This window comes from Bradyrhizobium sp. 26S5 (assembly GCF_036923295.1).
Lineage (GTDB): Bacteria > Pseudomonadota > Alphaproteobacteria > Rhizobiales > Xanthobacteraceae > Bradyrhizobium > Bradyrhizobium septentrionale.
Window position 1 is genome coordinate 287,230 of sequence record NZ_CP145948.1, and the last position, 16,732, is coordinate 303,961.

Here is a 16,732-nt window from a genome sequence, read left to right on the forward strand (position 1 = left end):
ATTGCAGCGTCGCGGCGCTTTCTCACAGTGGCGTGTCGTCCGGATCCCCGCAACTGGGCGATCCGGTTCCAGGATTGTCGGATTGGGCGCGTTATGATCTCCTGCAATGCACCTTGCCCATCCTGACCTTCCCGGTCTGAGGGAACTCGACGTCTGGTAGAGCTTGTTGGTAGCCGAAGGGTTGGACAGCATGAGTGGTCCGGAACGAATGCTCGGGGGATTGGCAGGGCTTTTGGTATCGGCGGGATTGGCGGTTATCGGAATTTCGGCGGTGCATGCTCAGGCGGGCCCACCCGGGCCTCCTGCCGTCGGCGTGTTCGAGGCGGTGAAGCGGCCGATCACCGAAACCAATGAATTTCTGGGACGCATCGAGGCCCCCAACCGCGTCAACGTGGTGGCACGTGTGACCGCCTTCCTGGAGAAGCGGAACTTCGTCGAAGGCTCCGAAGTCAAGGCTGGCGACCTGCTGTATCAACTCGAGCGTGGCCCGTTCGAGGCCGACCTTGCATCGAAGAAGGCGCAGGTCGCCCAACTGCAGGCGACCTTGGTCAACGCCAAGCTGACCACCGATCGCGCCAAGTCCCTGCTCGGCGGGCCGGCCGGCCAGCAATCGAGCGTCGATGCGGCGGTCGCCAACCAGCAGAGCCTCGAGGCGCAGGTGCAGGCCGCGCAGGCCCAGGTCGACCTGTCCCAGATCAATCTCGACTACACCGAGATCCACTCGCCGATCGACGGCAGGATCGGGCGCACCGCGGTCACCGAGGGCAATGTCGTGACGCCGAATTCGGGAACGCTGACGACCATCGTCAGCCAGGACCCGATGTATGTCACCTTTCCCGTGCCGGTGCGCGAGGCGCTCGATCTGCGCGACCGCTACGCGACCCGCGGCGGCTTCAAGGCCGTCATCATCCGCGTGCGTCTGACAAACGGCCGGCTCTACAACCAGGTTGGCGAGCTGAATTTCGTCAACAACACGATCGCGCAGAACACCGACACTATCTCGTTGCGCGGTACCATTCCGAACCCGTCGACGTACACATCCGTCGCAGCCGGCGGTGCGGTCCGTGAGCTCACCGACAATGAGTTCGTGACCGTGCTGCTGGAAGGCGTGCAGCCGGTCGAGGTGCTGGCGATCCCGCGCTCGGCGGTGCTGTCGGATCAGCAGGGCGAATATGTCTACGTCGTCGGCGCCGACAACAAGGCCGAGCAAAAGCGGATCCAGCTTGGGCAATCGACCTCGACGATTGCGGCGGTGACGAGCGGCATCGCGCTCGGCGACAAGGTCGTCGTCGAGGGATTGCAGAAGGTCAGGCCGGGCGAAGTGGTCGCGCCGGGTCCCGCCAGCGCGCTGATCCAGTCGAGCATGAAGGTCTCGGCGGACGGCGGCGCAAGCAGCACGCCGAAATCGACGGGCAACAATCCATGATTTCCGCTGTCTTCGTCGATCGTCCGCGGCTTGCGATCGTCATCGCGTTCGTGATCACGATCGCCGGCGTGCTGGCGATGATGCAGATCCCGGTCGCCCAGTTTCCGGACATCGTGCCGCCGCAGGTGACGGTCTCGGCCGTGTTCCCCGGCGCTTCGGCCGAGGTCGTCGAATCCAGCGTTGCCCAGCCGCTGGAAGCGCAGGTCGTCGGCGTCGACAAGATGCTCTACATGAAGTCGACCAGCGGCAATGACGGCAGCTACACGCTGACGGTCTCGTTCGCGCTCGGCACCGACCCTGACATCAACACTGTCAACGTCAACAACCGGGTGCAGAGCGCGCTCGCGCAATTGCCGACCGAGGTGCAGGCGCAGGGCCTGACCGTGCAGAAGAAATCCTCTGCGGTGCTGCAGTTCATCGTGCTGTACAGCAAGAGCGGCGAGCAGGACCCGCTGTTCATCACCAACTACGCCATCATCAACGTGCTGGACGCGATCTCGCGCACGCCGGGCGTCGGGCAGGCATCGCTGTTCGCCAAGCTGAACTATTCGATGCGGATCTGGTTCGACACCCAGCGCCTGACCAGCCTCAATCTGGCGCCGTCGGATGTGATCGCCGCGATCCGGGCCCAGAGCGTGCAGGCGCCGGTCGGCCGCATCGGCGCGCAGAACATGGACTCGGAATCGCGGATCGACGGCAATCCCGGCGTGCCGATGGGCATCTATCTCGCGCCGGGCGCCAACGCCGTGACCACGGCCAAGGCCGTGCAGGCGACGCTTGCGCGGCTGTCGGAGCGGTTTCCTCCCGGCCTGAGCTACCTCGTGCAATACGACTCCACGACCTTCGTCTCCGATACGATTAAGGAGGTGATCAAGACGCTCGGCGAGGCCTTCGTGCTCGTCGTGATCGTGGTGTTCCTGTTCCTCGGCAATCTGCGCGCCACGGTGATCCCGGCGGTCGCGGTTCCGGTCAGCCTGATCGGCGCCTTCGCGGTGCTGCTGGCGCTCGGCTATTCCGCCAACACGGTCTCGCTGCTGGCGATGGTGCTTGCGATCGGCATCGTGGTCGACGACGCCATCGTCGTGGTCGAGAACGTCGAGCGCGTCATGGAAGAGGAGCCGGAGCTGTCGCCGGCCGACGCCACCAAGAAAGCGATGACGCAGATCACCGCGCCGATCATCGCGATCTCGCTGGTGCTGCTCTCGGTGTTCGTGCCGATTGCGTTCATTCCCGGCATATCCGGCACGCTGTTCCGCCAGTTCGCGGTGACGATCAGTGCGGCGATGGTGATCTCGGCGCTGAACGCGCTGACGCTGTCGCCGGCGCTGTGCGCGGTGTTCCTGCGCCATGGCGGGCCGCACCGCGGCATCATGGGACGGGTGCTCGGCGGCATCGACTGGGTGCGCGACCGCTATGCCGGCGTGGTGCAACGGCTGGTCCGTGTGGCGGTGCTGTCGCTGGTCGCGGTGCTGGTGTTTGCCGGCGCGGTGCTCGGCGTATCGAAGATCACGCCGACCGGATTCCTGCCCGAGGAAGACCAGGGCGCGTTCTTCATCGCGGTGCAGCTGCCTGACGGTGCCTCGGTGGCGCGCACCAGCGAGGTCACCAAGCAGGTCGAGGCGCTGCTGAAGAAGAACCCGGCGATCGACCACGTGCTGTCGATCATCGGCTTCTCGCTGCTCGACGGCGGCAACGAGCCGAATTCCGCCTTCATGGTGGCGCGCATGAAACCGTTCGAGGATCGCAAGGCGGTCACCGATTCGGTGCAGGCCGCGATCCGGCAGACCTTCATCGCGGGATCGCAGATCCGTTCGGCCTCGGTGCTGCCGTTTAACCTGCCGCCGATCATCGGGCTCTCGACCTCCGGCGGCTTCGAATATCAGCTTGAGGCGCTCGAGGGGCAGGACCCGGCCGCGCTCGGCAGCGTGATGGGCGGGCTCATCGCCGCGGCGAACCGCGATCCGCGGCTGACCCGCGTGTTCTCGACCTTCACCGCGACCAACCCATCGATTTTCCTCGATATCGATCGTGCCAAGGCGCAGGCGCTCGGCCTCAACATGGCCGACGTGTTCACCGCGCTGCAGGCCACGCTCGGCGGCATCTACGTCAACAATTTCAATCTGTTTGGCCGCACCTGGCAGGTCAATGTGCAGGGCGATGCGGCCAACCGCGCCGACATCCCCGACATCTGGCAGATCTATGTGCGCAACAGCGGCGGCGAGATGGTGCCGATCCGCTCGATTGCAAGCTTGCGGATCGTCACCGGCCCGCAGGTGATCACGCGCTACAACAATTATCGATCGGTCACCGTCAATGGCGGTCCGGCGGCGGGCGTGTCGTCGGGCACCGCGATCGCCGCGATGGCCGACCTGTCGAAGACGACGCTGCCGGCGGGCTATTCCTACGAATGGACCGGCACCGCCTATCAGGAGCAGGCGGCCTCCGGCCAGACCGGCATCATCCTGGGGCTCGCGGTGCTGTTTGCCTATCTGTTCCTGGTGGCGCTGTATGAGAGCTGGACGATTCCGATTCCCGTGCTGCTGTCGGTCACGGTCGGCGTGCTCGGTTCCTATCTCGGCATCAAGCTCGCAGGACTAAACCTCGATCTCTACGGCCAGATCGGCCTCGTGGTGCTGGTCGCGCTCGCCGCCAAGAACGGCATTCTGATCGTCGAATTCGCCAAGGAGCAGCGCGAGGCCGGCAGGCCGATCGCGGAGGCTGCGATGATGGGGGCGCAAATGCGCTTCCGCGCGGTCATGATGACCTCGATCGCCTTCATCCTCGGCCTGGTGCCGCTGGTGGTCGCAACCGGCGCCGCGGAAATCAGCCGCCGTGCGGTCGGCACCGCGGTGTTCGGCGGCATGCTCGCCGCGAGCTCGATCGGCATCTTCCTGGTGCCGATGCTCTACGTCACCATCCAGGGCTGGCGCGAGGCTGCCAAGAACCGCTTTGGTCGTAGGGGCAAGACGGAACAACCCGCGGCGCATTAGATCCAACCTAATCCCATCGCGCATTAGCGGCGCTGATAAGGCGGGGCTATACTGCCTGCCTCATTGACGGAGTTCTGGATTGAGCGTTGCCTTCACCAAGGAAGAAAGTGCCGAGACCGCGTCTGAGACGCTGTTGCCGGACCGTCCCATTTCGCCACATCCCAATCTGGTGACCGAGGCAGGACGGAAGGCGCTGGAACGTCAGCTCCAGGAGGCGCGCGAGGCCTACGAGACCGCGCAGCAGCTGGACGACGTCAACGAACGGCGACGACAGTCGGCGGTCCCGTTGCGCGACACGCGCTATCTCACGGAACGTCTCCGCACGGCGCAGGTGGTCCCTGAGCCTGCCTCGACCGACACTGTTGCGTTCGGAAGCACCGTGACCTTCAGCCGCGCCGACGGGCGCGTGCAGACCTATCGCATTGTTGGCGAGGACGAAGCCGATCCGAAGGCAGGCTCGATTTCCTTTGTAGCGCCGGTGGCGAGATCGCTGATGGGGAAAGCCGTGGGGGACGTCGTCGGGGCAGGCGATCAGGAATTGGAGATCGTGGCGATCGCCTAGCCGTCTCGCGACCCGCAAGCGATTGTAAATCCCAGATCACGCCGCCGGCAACGCAAGGCGCTCGATCGTTTGAATATGCCGCGCGAGCAGGCTGCAGGCTTGCTCGATGTTGCGCGCACGTACGGCCTGCAGGATCATGCGATGATCCTGGCTGGGCCGCGGCCGCCAGCCGGCGTTGCGCGCCATCGCGAACACGAGCCGCGAATTGGCCAGCTGCAATCCGTCGAGGCTGGCGAGCAGCCGCGGCATCGCGCACGGCGCCACCAGCGTGTGATGAAAGGCGCGATTGGCCATCTCGAAATCCTGAACCGTCTCGGCATTGTCGCCTTCGATCAAGGCGAGCTCGATCCGCGCCAGATGCGCCGACGTGAACCTCGGGGCGGCATTGCGGAGCGCGACCACCTCGAGCGCGGCGCGCATCTCGGCGATCTCCTTCACCGATTTGGTGTCGAGTGGAGCAACCCGCACGCCGCGACGCGGCACGGCAACGACAAGGTGCTGCGCCTCCAATTGCCTGAAGGCCTCGCGCACCGGGACGTGGCTGGAATGGAATTCCCGCGCGACATGATCCTGCCGGAGCGGGGCGTCGGGCAGCAATTCGCCGCTGATGATGCGTTCGCCGATCGCGCCGGCGATGCGCCCGGCGGTGGTCGTGTTCTCTGCTTCGCTGACCATAGATTATCTATCGCAAAAACGGATGCGCATCCGCTCGACCTCGGCTAGCATCATTCTAAATCAACGATCATAGATAATATCTCATTTTATCTATGATCCATCGCAAACGAGAAGGCAAGCCCGATGGTTGATGTGGTGGAAATCGAACGGACCGACAGAAGCAGCAGCGCCCCGTTGCGCAAAAGCTGGGAGCGCGCCGAGGCCGAAGCGCTCTACAATTTGCCGTTCGCCGACCTGATGTTTCAGGCGCAAGGCGTTCACCGCGCCAACTTCAATCCGAACCACGTCGAAACCGCGAGCCTGCTCAGCATCAAGACCGGCGGCTGTCCGGAAGATTGCGGCTACTGCTCGCAGAGCGCGCATTACGACACCGGCCTGAAGGCGACCCGCCTGATGCCGCGGGATGAGGTGGTCGCCGTCGCGCAGCGCGCCAAGGACGCCGGCGCAAGCCGCTTCTGCATGGCCGCGGCCTGGCGCAGTCCCAAGGACCGCGATCTCGATCAGGTCTGCGACATGGTCAGCGCGGTGAAGGGGCTGGGCATGGAGACCTGCGTCACGCTCGGCATGCTGACGCCTGATCAGGCCGAACGGCTCTCCGAAGCCGGGCTCGATTTCTACAACCACAATGTCGATACCTCGCCGGAGTTCTACGACAAGATCATCACCACCCGCACCTTGCAGGATCGCATCGATACGCTGGCGCATGTGCGCGACGCCGGCATCAAGGTCTGCTGCGGCGGCATTATAGGCATGGGCGAGCAGGTTGAAGACCGGCTCGGCATGCTGATGCTGCTCGCCAATCTCCCCAGCCATCCGGAGAGCGTGCCGATCAATCTGTGGAACGAGGTCAAGGGCGTCCCGGTCAACGACACCGCGGAGCGGCCCGATCCGATCGCGCTGGTGCGGCTGGTCGCCACCGCGCGGATCATGATGCCGAACAGCGTGGTCCGGTTGTCGGCCGGGCGGCAATACATGACCGATGAGCTGCAGGCTATGTGCTTCCTCGCCGGCGCCAATTCGATCTTCATCGGCGATGTGCTGCTGACCACCAAGAACCCGCAGCGCGATCGCGATGCCGATCTGCTTGATAGGCTCGGCATCACGTCCCGTCTCGCCTGACCGCCATCTCCGGTGGGTGCGCAACGCTGGTTGCGCGCAATCCACAATCTTCCTGTGAGTGAAGCATGAGCGCAATCCATGCGGCCAAGGTCGCTGATTACGCCGCGGCCTTGCATGCCCTGAGCAAGGACGATCGGCTGCGCGGCCTCAAGCCGCGCGCGGGCATCGATTTCGTATCGAACGACTACCTGGCGCTGGCGAGCGCGCCGCGAATCAAGCAGGCGGTTGCGGCCGCGCTCGAGGCCGGCACGCCGATCGGCGCCGGCGGATCGCGGCTGCTGCGCGGCAATTGCGAGGAGCACGAGCGGTTAGAGGCCGAGGCCGCCAGGTTCTTCCGCGCCGAGACCGCGCTGTTCTTTGGCGGCGGCTACGTCGCCAATTTCGCCGTGTTGACCACGCTGCCGCAACGCGGCGACCTGCTGGTGCTCGATTCGCTGGTGCATGCCAGCATCCATGAAGGCGCGCGGGCCGGCCGGGCCGAATTCCGGTTCAGTGAACACAATGATCCCGGGTCGGTCGAAGACACCATTCGCAGCTGGCGCGCCCAGGGTGGGACCGGCCGGGTCTGGATCGTGGTCGAAAGCATCTACAGCATGGATGGCGATGTCGCGCCGCTCGACGATCTCGTCGCGATCGCCGAACGGCACGACGCATTCCTGATGGTCGACGAGGCGCATGGCACGGGCGTCTATGGCGAGCAGGGCCGTGGGCTGACGGCGCCGTATGAGGGACGCGACAACCTCGTGATCGTTCATACCTGCGGCAAGGCGCTGGGTGCCGCCGGCGCGCTGGTCACCGCGTCCGCCGTGCTGCGCGACTTCATGGTCAATCGCTGCCGCCCGTTCATCTTCGCGACCGCGCCGTCACCGCTTGTGGCTGTTGCCGTGCGCGAGGCGCTTCTGATCCTGCAGGAGGAGCCCGAGCATCAGCAGCGCCTCGCAAAATTGGTCGCGTTCACGCATCGCGAACTCGATCTGCGCGGTTGGCAAAGTCCGTCGCGCTCGCAGATCGTGCCCTATATCGTCGGCGACAATGCGCGCGCGATGCAACTCGCGTCAGCATTGCAGGCGCGTGGTTTCGACATCCGCGGCATCCGGCCGCCGACCGTGCCGGCGGGAACCGCGCGGTTGCGCATTGCACTGACCCTCAATGTCGACGAGGGCGACGTGCGCGCACTGCTCGATGCGCTGGTCGAGGAGACGAAGGGCTGGTCGCGATGACCAGCCGGATCGTGGTGACCGGCACCGACACCGGGATCGGAAAGACGATCTTCTCCGCAGGCCTCGCCGGCTTCCTCGGCGCGAACTACTGGAAGCCGGTGCAGTCCGGCCTTGAAGAAGAGACCGATGCGCAACTGGTGGCACGGCTCGGCGGTCTCGCGCCCGATCGCATCGTGCCCGAGCGCTATCGGCTGCGAACGCCGGCGTCGCCGCATCAATCCGCCGCGATTGACGGCGTGCGCATCGATCCGGCTGCGCTCGGCCTGCCCGACATCGGGGACCGGCCGCTGGTGATCGAGGGCGCCGGCGGGCTGATGGTGCCGCTGAATGACGACACGCTCACCATCGATATCTTCGAGCGCTGGCGGCTTCCGGTCGTGCTCTGCGCCCGCACCGCGCTCGGCACCATCAATCACTCGCTGCTGTCGATCGAGGCGCTGCGCAAGCGCCGGATCGATCTTCTCGGCATCGCCTTCATCGGCGACAGCAATCCGGAGAGCGAGCGGGCGATTTGCGAGATCGGGCAGGTCCGCCGGTTGGGCCGGTTGCCCTGGCTTGCGCCGCTTGCGGCAGACACGCTGCAAGCAGCGTTCAAGGCGTCGTTCCGCCGCGACGATTTCAATCCATGATGTCCTCTCGAAAGTCGCCGATCTGGCACCCCTTCACCCAGCACGCGCTCCACGGCTCGATGACCAGGATCGTGCGCGGCGAGGGCGCCTATCTCTACACCGCGGATGACCGCCGGATCATCGATGCGATCGCATCCTGGTGGGTCGTGACCCACGGCCACTGCCATCCGCATATCGTGCGCGCGATCCAGAGCCAGGCGGAGCAGCTCAACCAGATCATCTTTGCCGGCCATACCCACGATCCGGCCGAAGCGGTTGCCGCGCAGCTCCTGAAGCTTGCGCCTGATGGGTTAGACTATGTGTTCTTCTCCGACTCTGGCTCGACCAGCGTCGAAGTGGCGCTGAAAATGGCGCTCGGCTATTGGCACAATATCGGCGTGCCGCGCACCCGCATCGTCGTCATGCAGCACTCCTATCATGGCGACACCGTGGGCACGATGTCGGTCGGCGCCCGCGGCGTGTTCAATGCGGCCTACGAACCGCTGCTGTTCGACGTTGCCTCGATCCCGTTTCCTGCCGCCGGTCATGAACAGGCGACACTCGATGCGCTCGAAGCTGCATGCAGCAACAAAAACGTGGCTGCGTTCATTGTCGAGCCGCTGATTCTGGGCGCCGGCGGGATGCTGATGTATCCCGCCTCGGTGCTGAAGGAAATGAAGCGCATCTGCGAAACCGCTGGCGTGCTCTTCATCGCCGACGAGGTGATGACCGGCTGGGGCCGGACCGGCACCTTGTTCGCGTGCGAGCAGGCCGATGTCACGCCGGATATCGCCTGTTATTCAAAGGGCCTCACCGGCGGATCGCTGCCGCTCGCGGTGACGCTTTGCCGCGCCGACATCTACGATGCGCACTATTCCAGCGATCGATCGCGGATGTTCTTCCATTCCAGTTCCTACACCGCGAACCCGGTCGCCTGCGCCGCGGCGAAAGCGAATCTCGAACTCTGGCAACGCGGCGCGCACGAGCGCGTCGCCTCGCTCGCCGCGATGCAGGAAGGCCTGATCGCACCCTTCCGCGCCGATCCGCGCTTCGAAAACGTCCGCCGCACGGGCACCATCACCGCACTCGACCTCAAGGCAAACGATGCGGGTTATCTCGCAGGCATCGGCCCAAAACTTCAGGCCTTCTTCGAGCGGCGAAACCTGCTGCTGCGACCGCTCGGCAACACGATCTACGTGATGCCGCCCTATTGCGTCACCGAGGCGGATCTCAATGAGATCTACGCCGGCATCGGGGCTGCGGCCGATGCGTTGGCCTGACGCGTCTTGCGTCTGCAGTCGCCAACATCAGTGAGATCGCCGCGCACTATCGCGCGTCAACTTCATCACTGCGCCAAATAGTCGAATTTTCGATTTGAATTGGACGACCACCCCCTGCGCGTCATCAATCGATGATTGGAGCATCCGGCTCCCGAAAGGCCGGGCAGGGAGGTTTGGCATGGCGCGATCCGCCGACATCGACATCAACGCGGGCGCACGCCTCGACAGGCTGCCGATCTGTGGATTACACTGGCGCATCCTCGCCCTGATCGGCGCCGGCATGTTCCTCGACGCATTCGACATCTATCTGGCCGGCGGCGTGCTGGGGACCGTGCTCAAGGAAGGCTGGTCGACGCTCGAGCTCAACGCCGCCTTCGTCTCAGCGACCTTCGTCGGCATGACGATCGGTGCCTGGTTCTCTGGCATTCTTGGCGACCGCTTCGGCCGCCGCTTCTCCTACCAGATGAACCTGGCGATCTTCGGTCTCGCGTCGATCGCGGCCGCCTTCGCACCCAGCATGATCGTCCTGATCGGCCTGCGTTTCGTCATCGGCATCGGGTTCGGCGCGGAAATCGTGGTTGGCTATGCGACCTTGACGGAGTTCGTGCCGGCCTCGTCACGTGGACGCTGGATCGGGCTGCTGGCCGTGATCACCAACTTCTCGCTGTTCGCGTCGTCGATGATCGGCCTGTGGGTGATCCCGACGCTTGGATGGCGCTACATGTTCGGCCTCGTCGGCGTCCTCGCGATGATCGTCTGGGTCCTGCGCAAGTCGATGCCGGAATCGCCGCGCTGGCTCGCCGCCAACGGCCGCGCCGATGAAGCCGAGAAAGTTCTCGCGGCAATCGAGGCGGAGGCCGCGCGCAAGGGCGCGCTCGCTCCGCTCGCCGCCGGCGCGACGGAGCAGCAGCCTCCCGGCCCGGTGTGGCGCCTGTTCCAGCCGCCATATCTCAGCCGCACGCTGCTCGGCAGCCTGTTGCACATCGTCGTCGGCTTCAGCCTCTATGGGTTCATCGGCTGGCTGCCGACCTTCATGGTCAAGGGCGGTCACAGCGTGGTCTCCTCGCTGGGCTACACCACGGTGATGGCGCTCGGTGGGCCGGTCGGGTCGCTGATCGGCCTCGTGCTGGCGGACTGGCTCGGGCGCCGGCTGTCGATCGTCTGCTCGTCGATTGCGGCAGCGGCGCTCGGTATCGCCTATCCCACCATGCCGGACGGCGTTGCGCTCGCGGGCGTCGGCTTCCTGCTCATCACCGCGATCTACGTCATGCTGGCGACCGGGTTCGCGATGCACGTCCCGGAACTGTTCCCGACGCGCTATCGGCTGCGGGGCACGGCAATCTGCGCCACGTCCGGACGCATCGCAACCGCGCTGGTTCAATACGTCGTGGTCGCGATCTTCGCCTGGCAAGGCTTGACCGGCGTGCTGACGACGTTGGCCGGCATCCTCGTCTTCCAGGCCGTGGTCTTCCTTATGTTCGGTTTCGAAACCAAGGGACGATCGTTGGAGGATGCGTCAGCGATCGCGGACGCTGACGCAGGAAGTCAGCCGTCGATCGCGCGGAGACCGGCGGACATCGGCGCCTAACCTAGATCGGAGCAGGCCGCCCTGAGCCGGCCGCGGAGCCAACCGTTGGCATTGCTCTGGTCGTATCTGCGATGCCAGTACAACATCCAGTCGAATGGCGCGGACTCGAACGGCAGGTCCTCCATTCGCAGTTCATCGTCCATCAGCACGGCGGCGAGGTGCCGCGGCATCACCGCGAGCAGGTCAGTCTTCTTCAGAACGTGGGGTACGACCAGCCAATGCGGTACGTTCAGGGCGATACGTCTTCGATGGCCGCGTTCGGCGAGCACATCGTCGACGAAACGCAGATCAGTCGGACTCATCGAAACCTTCATGTGCTCCTGCGCGATGAAGCGCTCGAAGGTCAACCGCCCGCGCTTGATCTCGTGACCGCGCCGCATCAGACAGACCATGCGGTCGCGCAGCAGCGTCTCCGAACGGATCGATGCGGAGTGCTCGAGACCCATGCTGACCGCGACGTCGATCTCGTCGCGCTCGAGCGCATCGATCGTCAGGGCAGGCGACAGATGGATCGTATTGTAGGAGATCCGCGCCTCCGGCGGCCGCGCCGCGGCGAGTCTCGGCAGCAGCAGGCACGCGAGAATATCCGACATCCTGATCGTGAAGGTGCGTTCGGTCCGGTGCGGGTCGAACGCGGCATCGCTCGCCATCACGCGCTCGACCTGGCGCAGCACCTGGCGCAGCGGCTCCGCCAGTTCGGTCGCGCGCGGCGTGGGCTGCATCCCGGTCGTCGTCCGCACCAGCAGTTCGTCCTCGAACATCGCGCGCAACCGGTTGAGCGCGTTGCTCATCGCCGGCTGGCTGAGGCCGACGCGGTCGGCGGCCTTGGTGACGTGACGCTCGGTCAGCAGCGCATCCAATGCGACGAGCAGGTTGAGGTCGATGGATCGAAGGTTCATGCGTCATTCATATCGTGAATAGTGAGAGATCACAAATCCATTTCATCCATGATGATCCCGCGCGTATCAGTGGGTCTGAACCAAGGAGGCATCCATGAGCTTTGAGACAATCAAGCGCGACGTGAAGATCTGCATGTTCGATCAGTACGGCACGGTCGTCGACATGCAGGGCGGCCTGACCAGAACGGCGGCGCCGTTCCTTGAGAAGAAGGGTTGGAAAGGCGATCCGAATTCCTTCGTCACGTGGTGGCGCCGCACCCATTTCGAGAATTCGATGATCGATGCGCTGCTGCATCGCGAGCACACGCCCTATCGGGAGATCGGGCACCGCGCGGTGTCCCACGTCATGGACCGCGCCGGAATCGACTACACGATGGACGATGTGCGCTACCTCGTCGGTGAGATCGAGAAGCTGGTGCCGTTTCCCGAGGTGCCGGAAGCGCTCGCGCGGCTGCAAGCCAAATACAAACTGGTGGCGCTCTCGAACGGCGATCCGGACATGCTCGAAACCGCAAAGCGGTATCACAAGGTCCCGTTCGACCGCGTGATCTCGGTGTCTGAGGCCAATTCGTTCAAGCCGCATGTCGCGACCTACACCAAGGCGGCCGAGATCATGGGTGTGAAGCCCGAGCAGGTGCTGTTCGTCGCCAATCATGCCTTCGACTGTATCGGCGCCAAGTCCGCCGGCATGCTGACGGCCTTCATCGACCGGCGCAGCCGTCCGTTCGGCATCACGCCGCACCAGCCCGACATCCTGGTGCCGACGATGAAGGACCTCGCCGATGCGATCGTCTGATCGCGAGCCGCTGTCGGGCATCAGGGTCCTCGACCTCTGCCGGGTGGTCTCCGGACCCTTCGCCACGATGCAGCTGGGCGATCTCGGTGCCGACATCGTCAAGATCGAGGATCCCAGGCAAGGCGACGAAAGCCGCCGCTACGGGCCGCCCTTCGTCGGCGGCGAGAGTGCGTACTTCCTGTCAGTGAACCGCAACAAGCGAAGTTGCGCCATCGATCTGAAGTCGCCGGCAGGGCGTGACGCGGTGCTCGATCTTGCTTCCGTCGCCGATGTCGTCATCGAGAATTTTCGCCCGGGCACGCTCGACAAATGGGGGCTCGGCTTTGATGCGCTGCGCGCCCGCAAGCCCGACATCACCCTGTGCAGCATCTCGGGGTTCGGCCGCACCGGTGCCGACGCCGGACGTCCCGGCTACGATTTGATTCTCCAGGGCGAATCCGGTGTGATGGACATCACCGGCGATCCGGACGGACCGCCGACCAAGGTCGGCACCTCGATCGCCGATCTCGTCACCGGCCTGTACGCCTCGCAGTCGGTGCTGGCGGCCCTGATGCGGAAGAGCCGCACTGGCGAGGGCGGGCGGGTCGACGTCTCGATGCTAGACGCCATGGCGTCGCTGCTGACGTTCAACGCCGGCATGTACTTCGCCTCGGGAGAAAGTCCGAAGCGCAGGGGCAATGTCCATCCGACCATCAGCCCGTACGAGCCGTTCGAGACCAGCGATGGCTGGATCAATGTCGGGGTCGCCAACGACAAGTTCTGGACGGCCTTTTGCGACGTCATCGGCCGTCCGGACCTCATCGAAGACGTTAGCTTCGCAACCGCCCCGAAACGCGGCGAGCCGAAACGAGCTCGTCGCGATCCTCTCACCGATCTTCGCCGGCAGGACCCGCGCCGATTGGCTGCGGTCACTCGGCGCAGCAGGCATTCCCTGCGGCGCGATCAAGTCCGTCGGCGAAGTCTGCGAAACGCCGCAACTCACGCAGCGGGGAATGGTCCAGACCGTCAGCCATCCGGCCGCGGGGGACGTGAGGTTCATCGCCAGGCCGACCCGGTTCGACGACGAACCGCCGGCGCCATCCACGCCGCCGCCGATGCTCGGCGAACATACAAGTGAGGTGCTTGCGGAATGGCTCGGCTGGACCGACGATCGGCTGGAGAGATTCGCGGCCGAAGGTGCGTTCGGAGAGTTTGGACGGAACTTCGTGCGATCGCCCAGGAGAGCGTCGTCATGAGAGCATCGCCATGAGAGATATCGCCGAGCAGATGTTGCGTCGCGCCGTCGAGGATGAGCGGCAGGAATTCGGGTCGTTCTTCCTGTCCCGCTTGTTCGGACTTGATATCGCCTACCAGGGCGAGACCTGCATCGTGTCCTTCGACGTCGAGAGGCCGCTGTTCAATCCGCAGGGCACGCTGCACGGCGGGGTTCTCGCGACGGCGCTCGACATCTCGATGGGGCATCTCGTCAACCACGTCACGGGCCCCGGCACCACGCTCGAGATGAAGGTGCAGTACCTCGGCGCTGTCCGCGAAGGGCGCGTGACCTGCCATGCGAGCTTTCTGAAGAAGGGCCGGAAGACCTTCTTCGTGCAGTCGCAGGCATCCAACGCAACCGGCGAGCCGATCGCGCATGCGACATCGACCTGGCAGCTGCTGAGCCGAAGCTGAATGGCTTCAGCCGGCTCGCATCGGCCAGCTATCTGCCGCGGCCGCTCGGCAATACGATCTACGTGATGCCGCCTTACTGCGTCACCGAGGCGGATCTCAATGAGATCTACACCGGCATCAGCGATGCGGCCGATGTGTTGGCTTGACGGCGCGTTTCGCACGCGTTGCTGACCAAATCACCGATTTGAATGGCACGCCGCTCCGAACAGAATATCGAACATCTATATCATTGAAATTGCGATGCTATTATCGTACGGACGATGCAGTTGCGGCGCTGCGCCGGCCGCGAAGTTTTGTCCCGCGCTGATGTGAAATCATGCAATCTCCTGCTAGATTTGCCGCAAACCAGTCAGCTTCGCAGGTCCAGCCCCTTCTGGAGACAAGTGGAGCGTGGGACGGGGCGCATGGGTCACCATCCGCGTTCGCTCATTGTTGAAGGGCCATTCGCAACCGATGTCCGATCGCCAGCCCATCGTCAGCGATCCCGCGACCATCCGCGCACGCGCCATGGAAACGCTGTTTGAGCGCCTGGATGATCTCTGCGAAGGCGCCATCGCGATCGATCGCGACGGGCGCGTCGTTTACGTCAATGAAAAATATCTTCACTCGCTTCGCCTTGGACACGTCTCCGAGGCGATCGGACGCCCCATCGAGGAGATCATCCCGAACAGTCTGATGCGCCGCGTGGCCGACACCGGCGAGCCGATCCTTCTGGATATCATGGAACTCGGCGGCGAGCAGCTTGTGGTGACGCGCATGCCGATCGAGGACGAGAACAGGAACGTCATCGGCGCGATCGGCTTCGTGCTGTCAGACCGTCTCGACAATTTGAAGCCGCTGATCGCGCGGATGGGTCAACTCGAAAGCGACCTCAGGCTGGCGAAACGGCAATTGTCGCAACCGCGCAGCGCGCGGTTTACCTTCGATGATTATGTCGGCAAGACGGAGCGCATCGGCCGAGCCAAGGAACTCGCCCGCCGGGCGGCGCGCCAAAATGTGACGGTTCTGCTGACCGGAGAAACCGGAACCGGCAAGGAGCTGCTGGCGCAAGCCATCCACAACGCTTCGGCGCGCGCCGAAAGACCCTTCGTCAGCGTCAATGTCGCCGCTATCCCGGATACGCTGATCGAGTCCGAGTTCTTCGGGACAGTGCCGGGGGCCTATACCGGCGCCGACCGCAAGGGTCGGGACGGCAAGTTCAGGAGCGCCGATAGCGGCACGCTGTTCCTCGACGAGATCGGTGAAATGCCGCTGCAACTGCAGAGCAAACTGCTGCGGGTGTTGCAGGAGCGGGAAATCGAGCCGGTCGGGTCCGACAAGGTCACGAAAGTCGACGTCCGCGTCATCGCTGCGACCAACGTCGACCTCCAGAAGCGCGTCAACGAAGGCACTTTCCGGGCCGACCTGTTCTACCGCCTCAACGTGCTGACGATCGCGCTGCCGCCGTTGCGCGATTGCGCCGGCGATCTTCCGGACATCTGCGCAAGGCTGTTGGACGACATCGTCCGGTCCGGTGACTACCTCAACGCCAAGATCACGCCGTCGGGCCTCGCCGCGCTCGCCTGCTATGACTGGCCTGGAAACGTCCGTGAGCTGCGCAACGTGCTGGAGCGCGCGCTCATTCTCAGTGACTCGGGCCGCCTCGCCGGGGATGACTTCGCCCGTATCCTGTCCGTCGGCGCCGAGGGCAAGGGCGTCGCGCCGCAGGCGGCGGGCGCAGTCGTCCCTTATGCCCAGGCCGAGGCTGCATTCGAGAAACGGACGCTTGAAGGCGCGCTCGCGGCCGCTAACGGGCAGATTGCGGAAGCGGCCCGGATGCTGCGTATTTCGCGGGCGACGTTCTACAAGAAGCTCGCCAAGTTCGGACTGGCCGCATCGGACTCCTCGCCTGTCTGACGATC

13 protein-coding genes and 1 pseudogene are annotated in these 16,732 nt (G+C 64.5%); 12 read left to right on the forward strand and 2 right to left on the reverse strand.

Going from position 1 to position 16,732, the window contains the following annotated elements; genetic code table 11:
• Window positions 1–208: 208 nt before the first annotated feature.
• From V5279_RS01350 to greA, 3 genes are all read left to right on the forward strand, one after another.
• A complete protein-coding gene (locus V5279_RS01350; protein WP_414645989.1) occupies window positions 209–1,426 on the forward strand; it encodes an efflux RND transporter periplasmic adaptor subunit in 1,218 nt (405 codons plus the stop codon).
• Entirely contained in the window at window positions 1,423–4,416 is a 2,994-nt protein-coding gene (locus V5279_RS01355) for an efflux RND transporter permease subunit (RefSeq protein ID WP_338694426.1), read from the forward strand. Before V5279_RS01350 ends, V5279_RS01355 begins: the two co-directional genes overlap by 4 nt.
• Window positions 4,417–4,495: 79 nt before the next feature.
• A complete protein-coding gene (gene greA / locus V5279_RS01360; RefSeq protein ID WP_338694428.1) occupies window positions 4,496–4,978 on the forward strand; it encodes a transcription elongation factor GreA in 483 nt (160 codons plus the stop codon).
• 36 nt (window positions 4,979–5,014) lie between these two features.
• On the opposite strand, the gene V5279_RS01365 is transcribed toward greA, so the two are convergent.
• Entirely contained in the window at window positions 5,015–5,653 is a 639-nt protein-coding gene (locus V5279_RS01365; RefSeq protein WP_338694430.1) for a GntR family transcriptional regulator, read from the reverse strand.
• Window positions 5,654–5,776: 123 nt separating this feature from the next.
• On the opposite strand from V5279_RS01365, the gene bioB reads away from it, so the two are divergent.
• The 5 genes from bioB to V5279_RS01390 all read left to right on the forward strand — a co-directional run bounded on the left by bioB (window position 5,777) and on the right by V5279_RS01390 (window position 11,468).
• Window positions 5,777–6,772, forward strand: coding sequence for a biotin synthase BioB (bioB, locus tag V5279_RS01370; protein WP_166301021.1), 996 nt, complete (start codon window positions 5,777–5,779; stop codon window positions 6,770–6,772).
• 65 nt (window positions 6,773–6,837) lie between these two features.
• The gene (locus tag V5279_RS01375; RefSeq protein ID WP_338694432.1) at window positions 6,838–7,992 is read left to right on the forward strand and encodes an 8-amino-7-oxononanoate synthase; all 1,155 of its coding nucleotides are present in this window, start codon (window positions 6,838–6,840) and stop codon (window positions 7,990–7,992) included.
• Window positions 7,989–8,621, forward strand: a complete 633-nt coding sequence (gene bioD, locus V5279_RS01380) for a dethiobiotin synthase (protein ID WP_338694433.1) — start codon at window positions 7,989–7,991, stop codon at window positions 8,619–8,621. The genes V5279_RS01375 and bioD overlap by 4 nt, the downstream gene beginning before the upstream one ends.
• A complete protein-coding gene (locus V5279_RS01385) occupies window positions 8,618–9,880 on the forward strand; it encodes an adenosylmethionine--8-amino-7-oxononanoate transaminase (protein ID WP_338694435.1) in 1,263 nt (420 codons plus the stop codon). Before bioD ends, V5279_RS01385 begins: the two co-directional genes overlap by 4 nt.
• 178 nt (window positions 9,881–10,058) lie before the next feature.
• On the forward strand, window positions 10,059–11,468 hold the full coding sequence (locus tag V5279_RS01390) for an MFS transporter (protein WP_338694437.1): 1,410 nt from the start codon (window positions 10,059–10,061) through the stop codon (window positions 11,466–11,468).
• On the opposite strand, the gene V5279_RS01395 is transcribed toward V5279_RS01390, so the two are convergent.
• The gene (locus tag V5279_RS01395; RefSeq protein ID WP_338694439.1) at window positions 11,465–12,367 is read right to left on the reverse strand and encodes a LysR family transcriptional regulator; all 903 of its coding nucleotides are present in this window, start codon (window positions 12,365–12,367) and stop codon (window positions 11,465–11,467) included. The two genes, V5279_RS01390 and V5279_RS01395, sit on opposite strands and share 4 nt — an antisense overlap.
• A gap of 94 nt (window positions 12,368–12,461) precedes the next feature.
• Here V5279_RS01395 and V5279_RS01400 point away from each other — a divergent pair, with 94 nt between their 5' ends.
• From V5279_RS01400 to V5279_RS01415, 4 genes and pseudogenes are all read left to right on the forward strand, one after another.
• Window positions 12,462–13,163, forward strand: coding sequence for a haloacid dehalogenase type II (locus tag V5279_RS01400; protein ID WP_338694441.1), 702 nt, complete (start codon window positions 12,462–12,464; stop codon window positions 13,161–13,163).
• Window positions 13,164–13,230: 67 nt separating this feature from the next.
• A pseudogene (locus V5279_RS01405) lies at window positions 13,231–14,398 on the forward strand (CaiB/BaiF CoA transferase family protein).
• 10 nt (window positions 14,399–14,408) lie between these two features.
• The gene (locus tag V5279_RS01410) at window positions 14,409–14,831 is read left to right on the forward strand and encodes a PaaI family thioesterase (RefSeq protein WP_338694445.1); all 423 of its coding nucleotides are present in this window, start codon (window positions 14,409–14,411) and stop codon (window positions 14,829–14,831) included.
• A gap of 453 nt (window positions 14,832–15,284) precedes the next feature.
• Window positions 15,285–16,727, forward strand: coding sequence for a sigma-54 interaction domain-containing protein (locus V5279_RS01415; protein WP_338694447.1), 1,443 nt, complete (start codon window positions 15,285–15,287; stop codon window positions 16,725–16,727).
• Window positions 16,728–16,732: the final 5 nt, after the last annotated feature.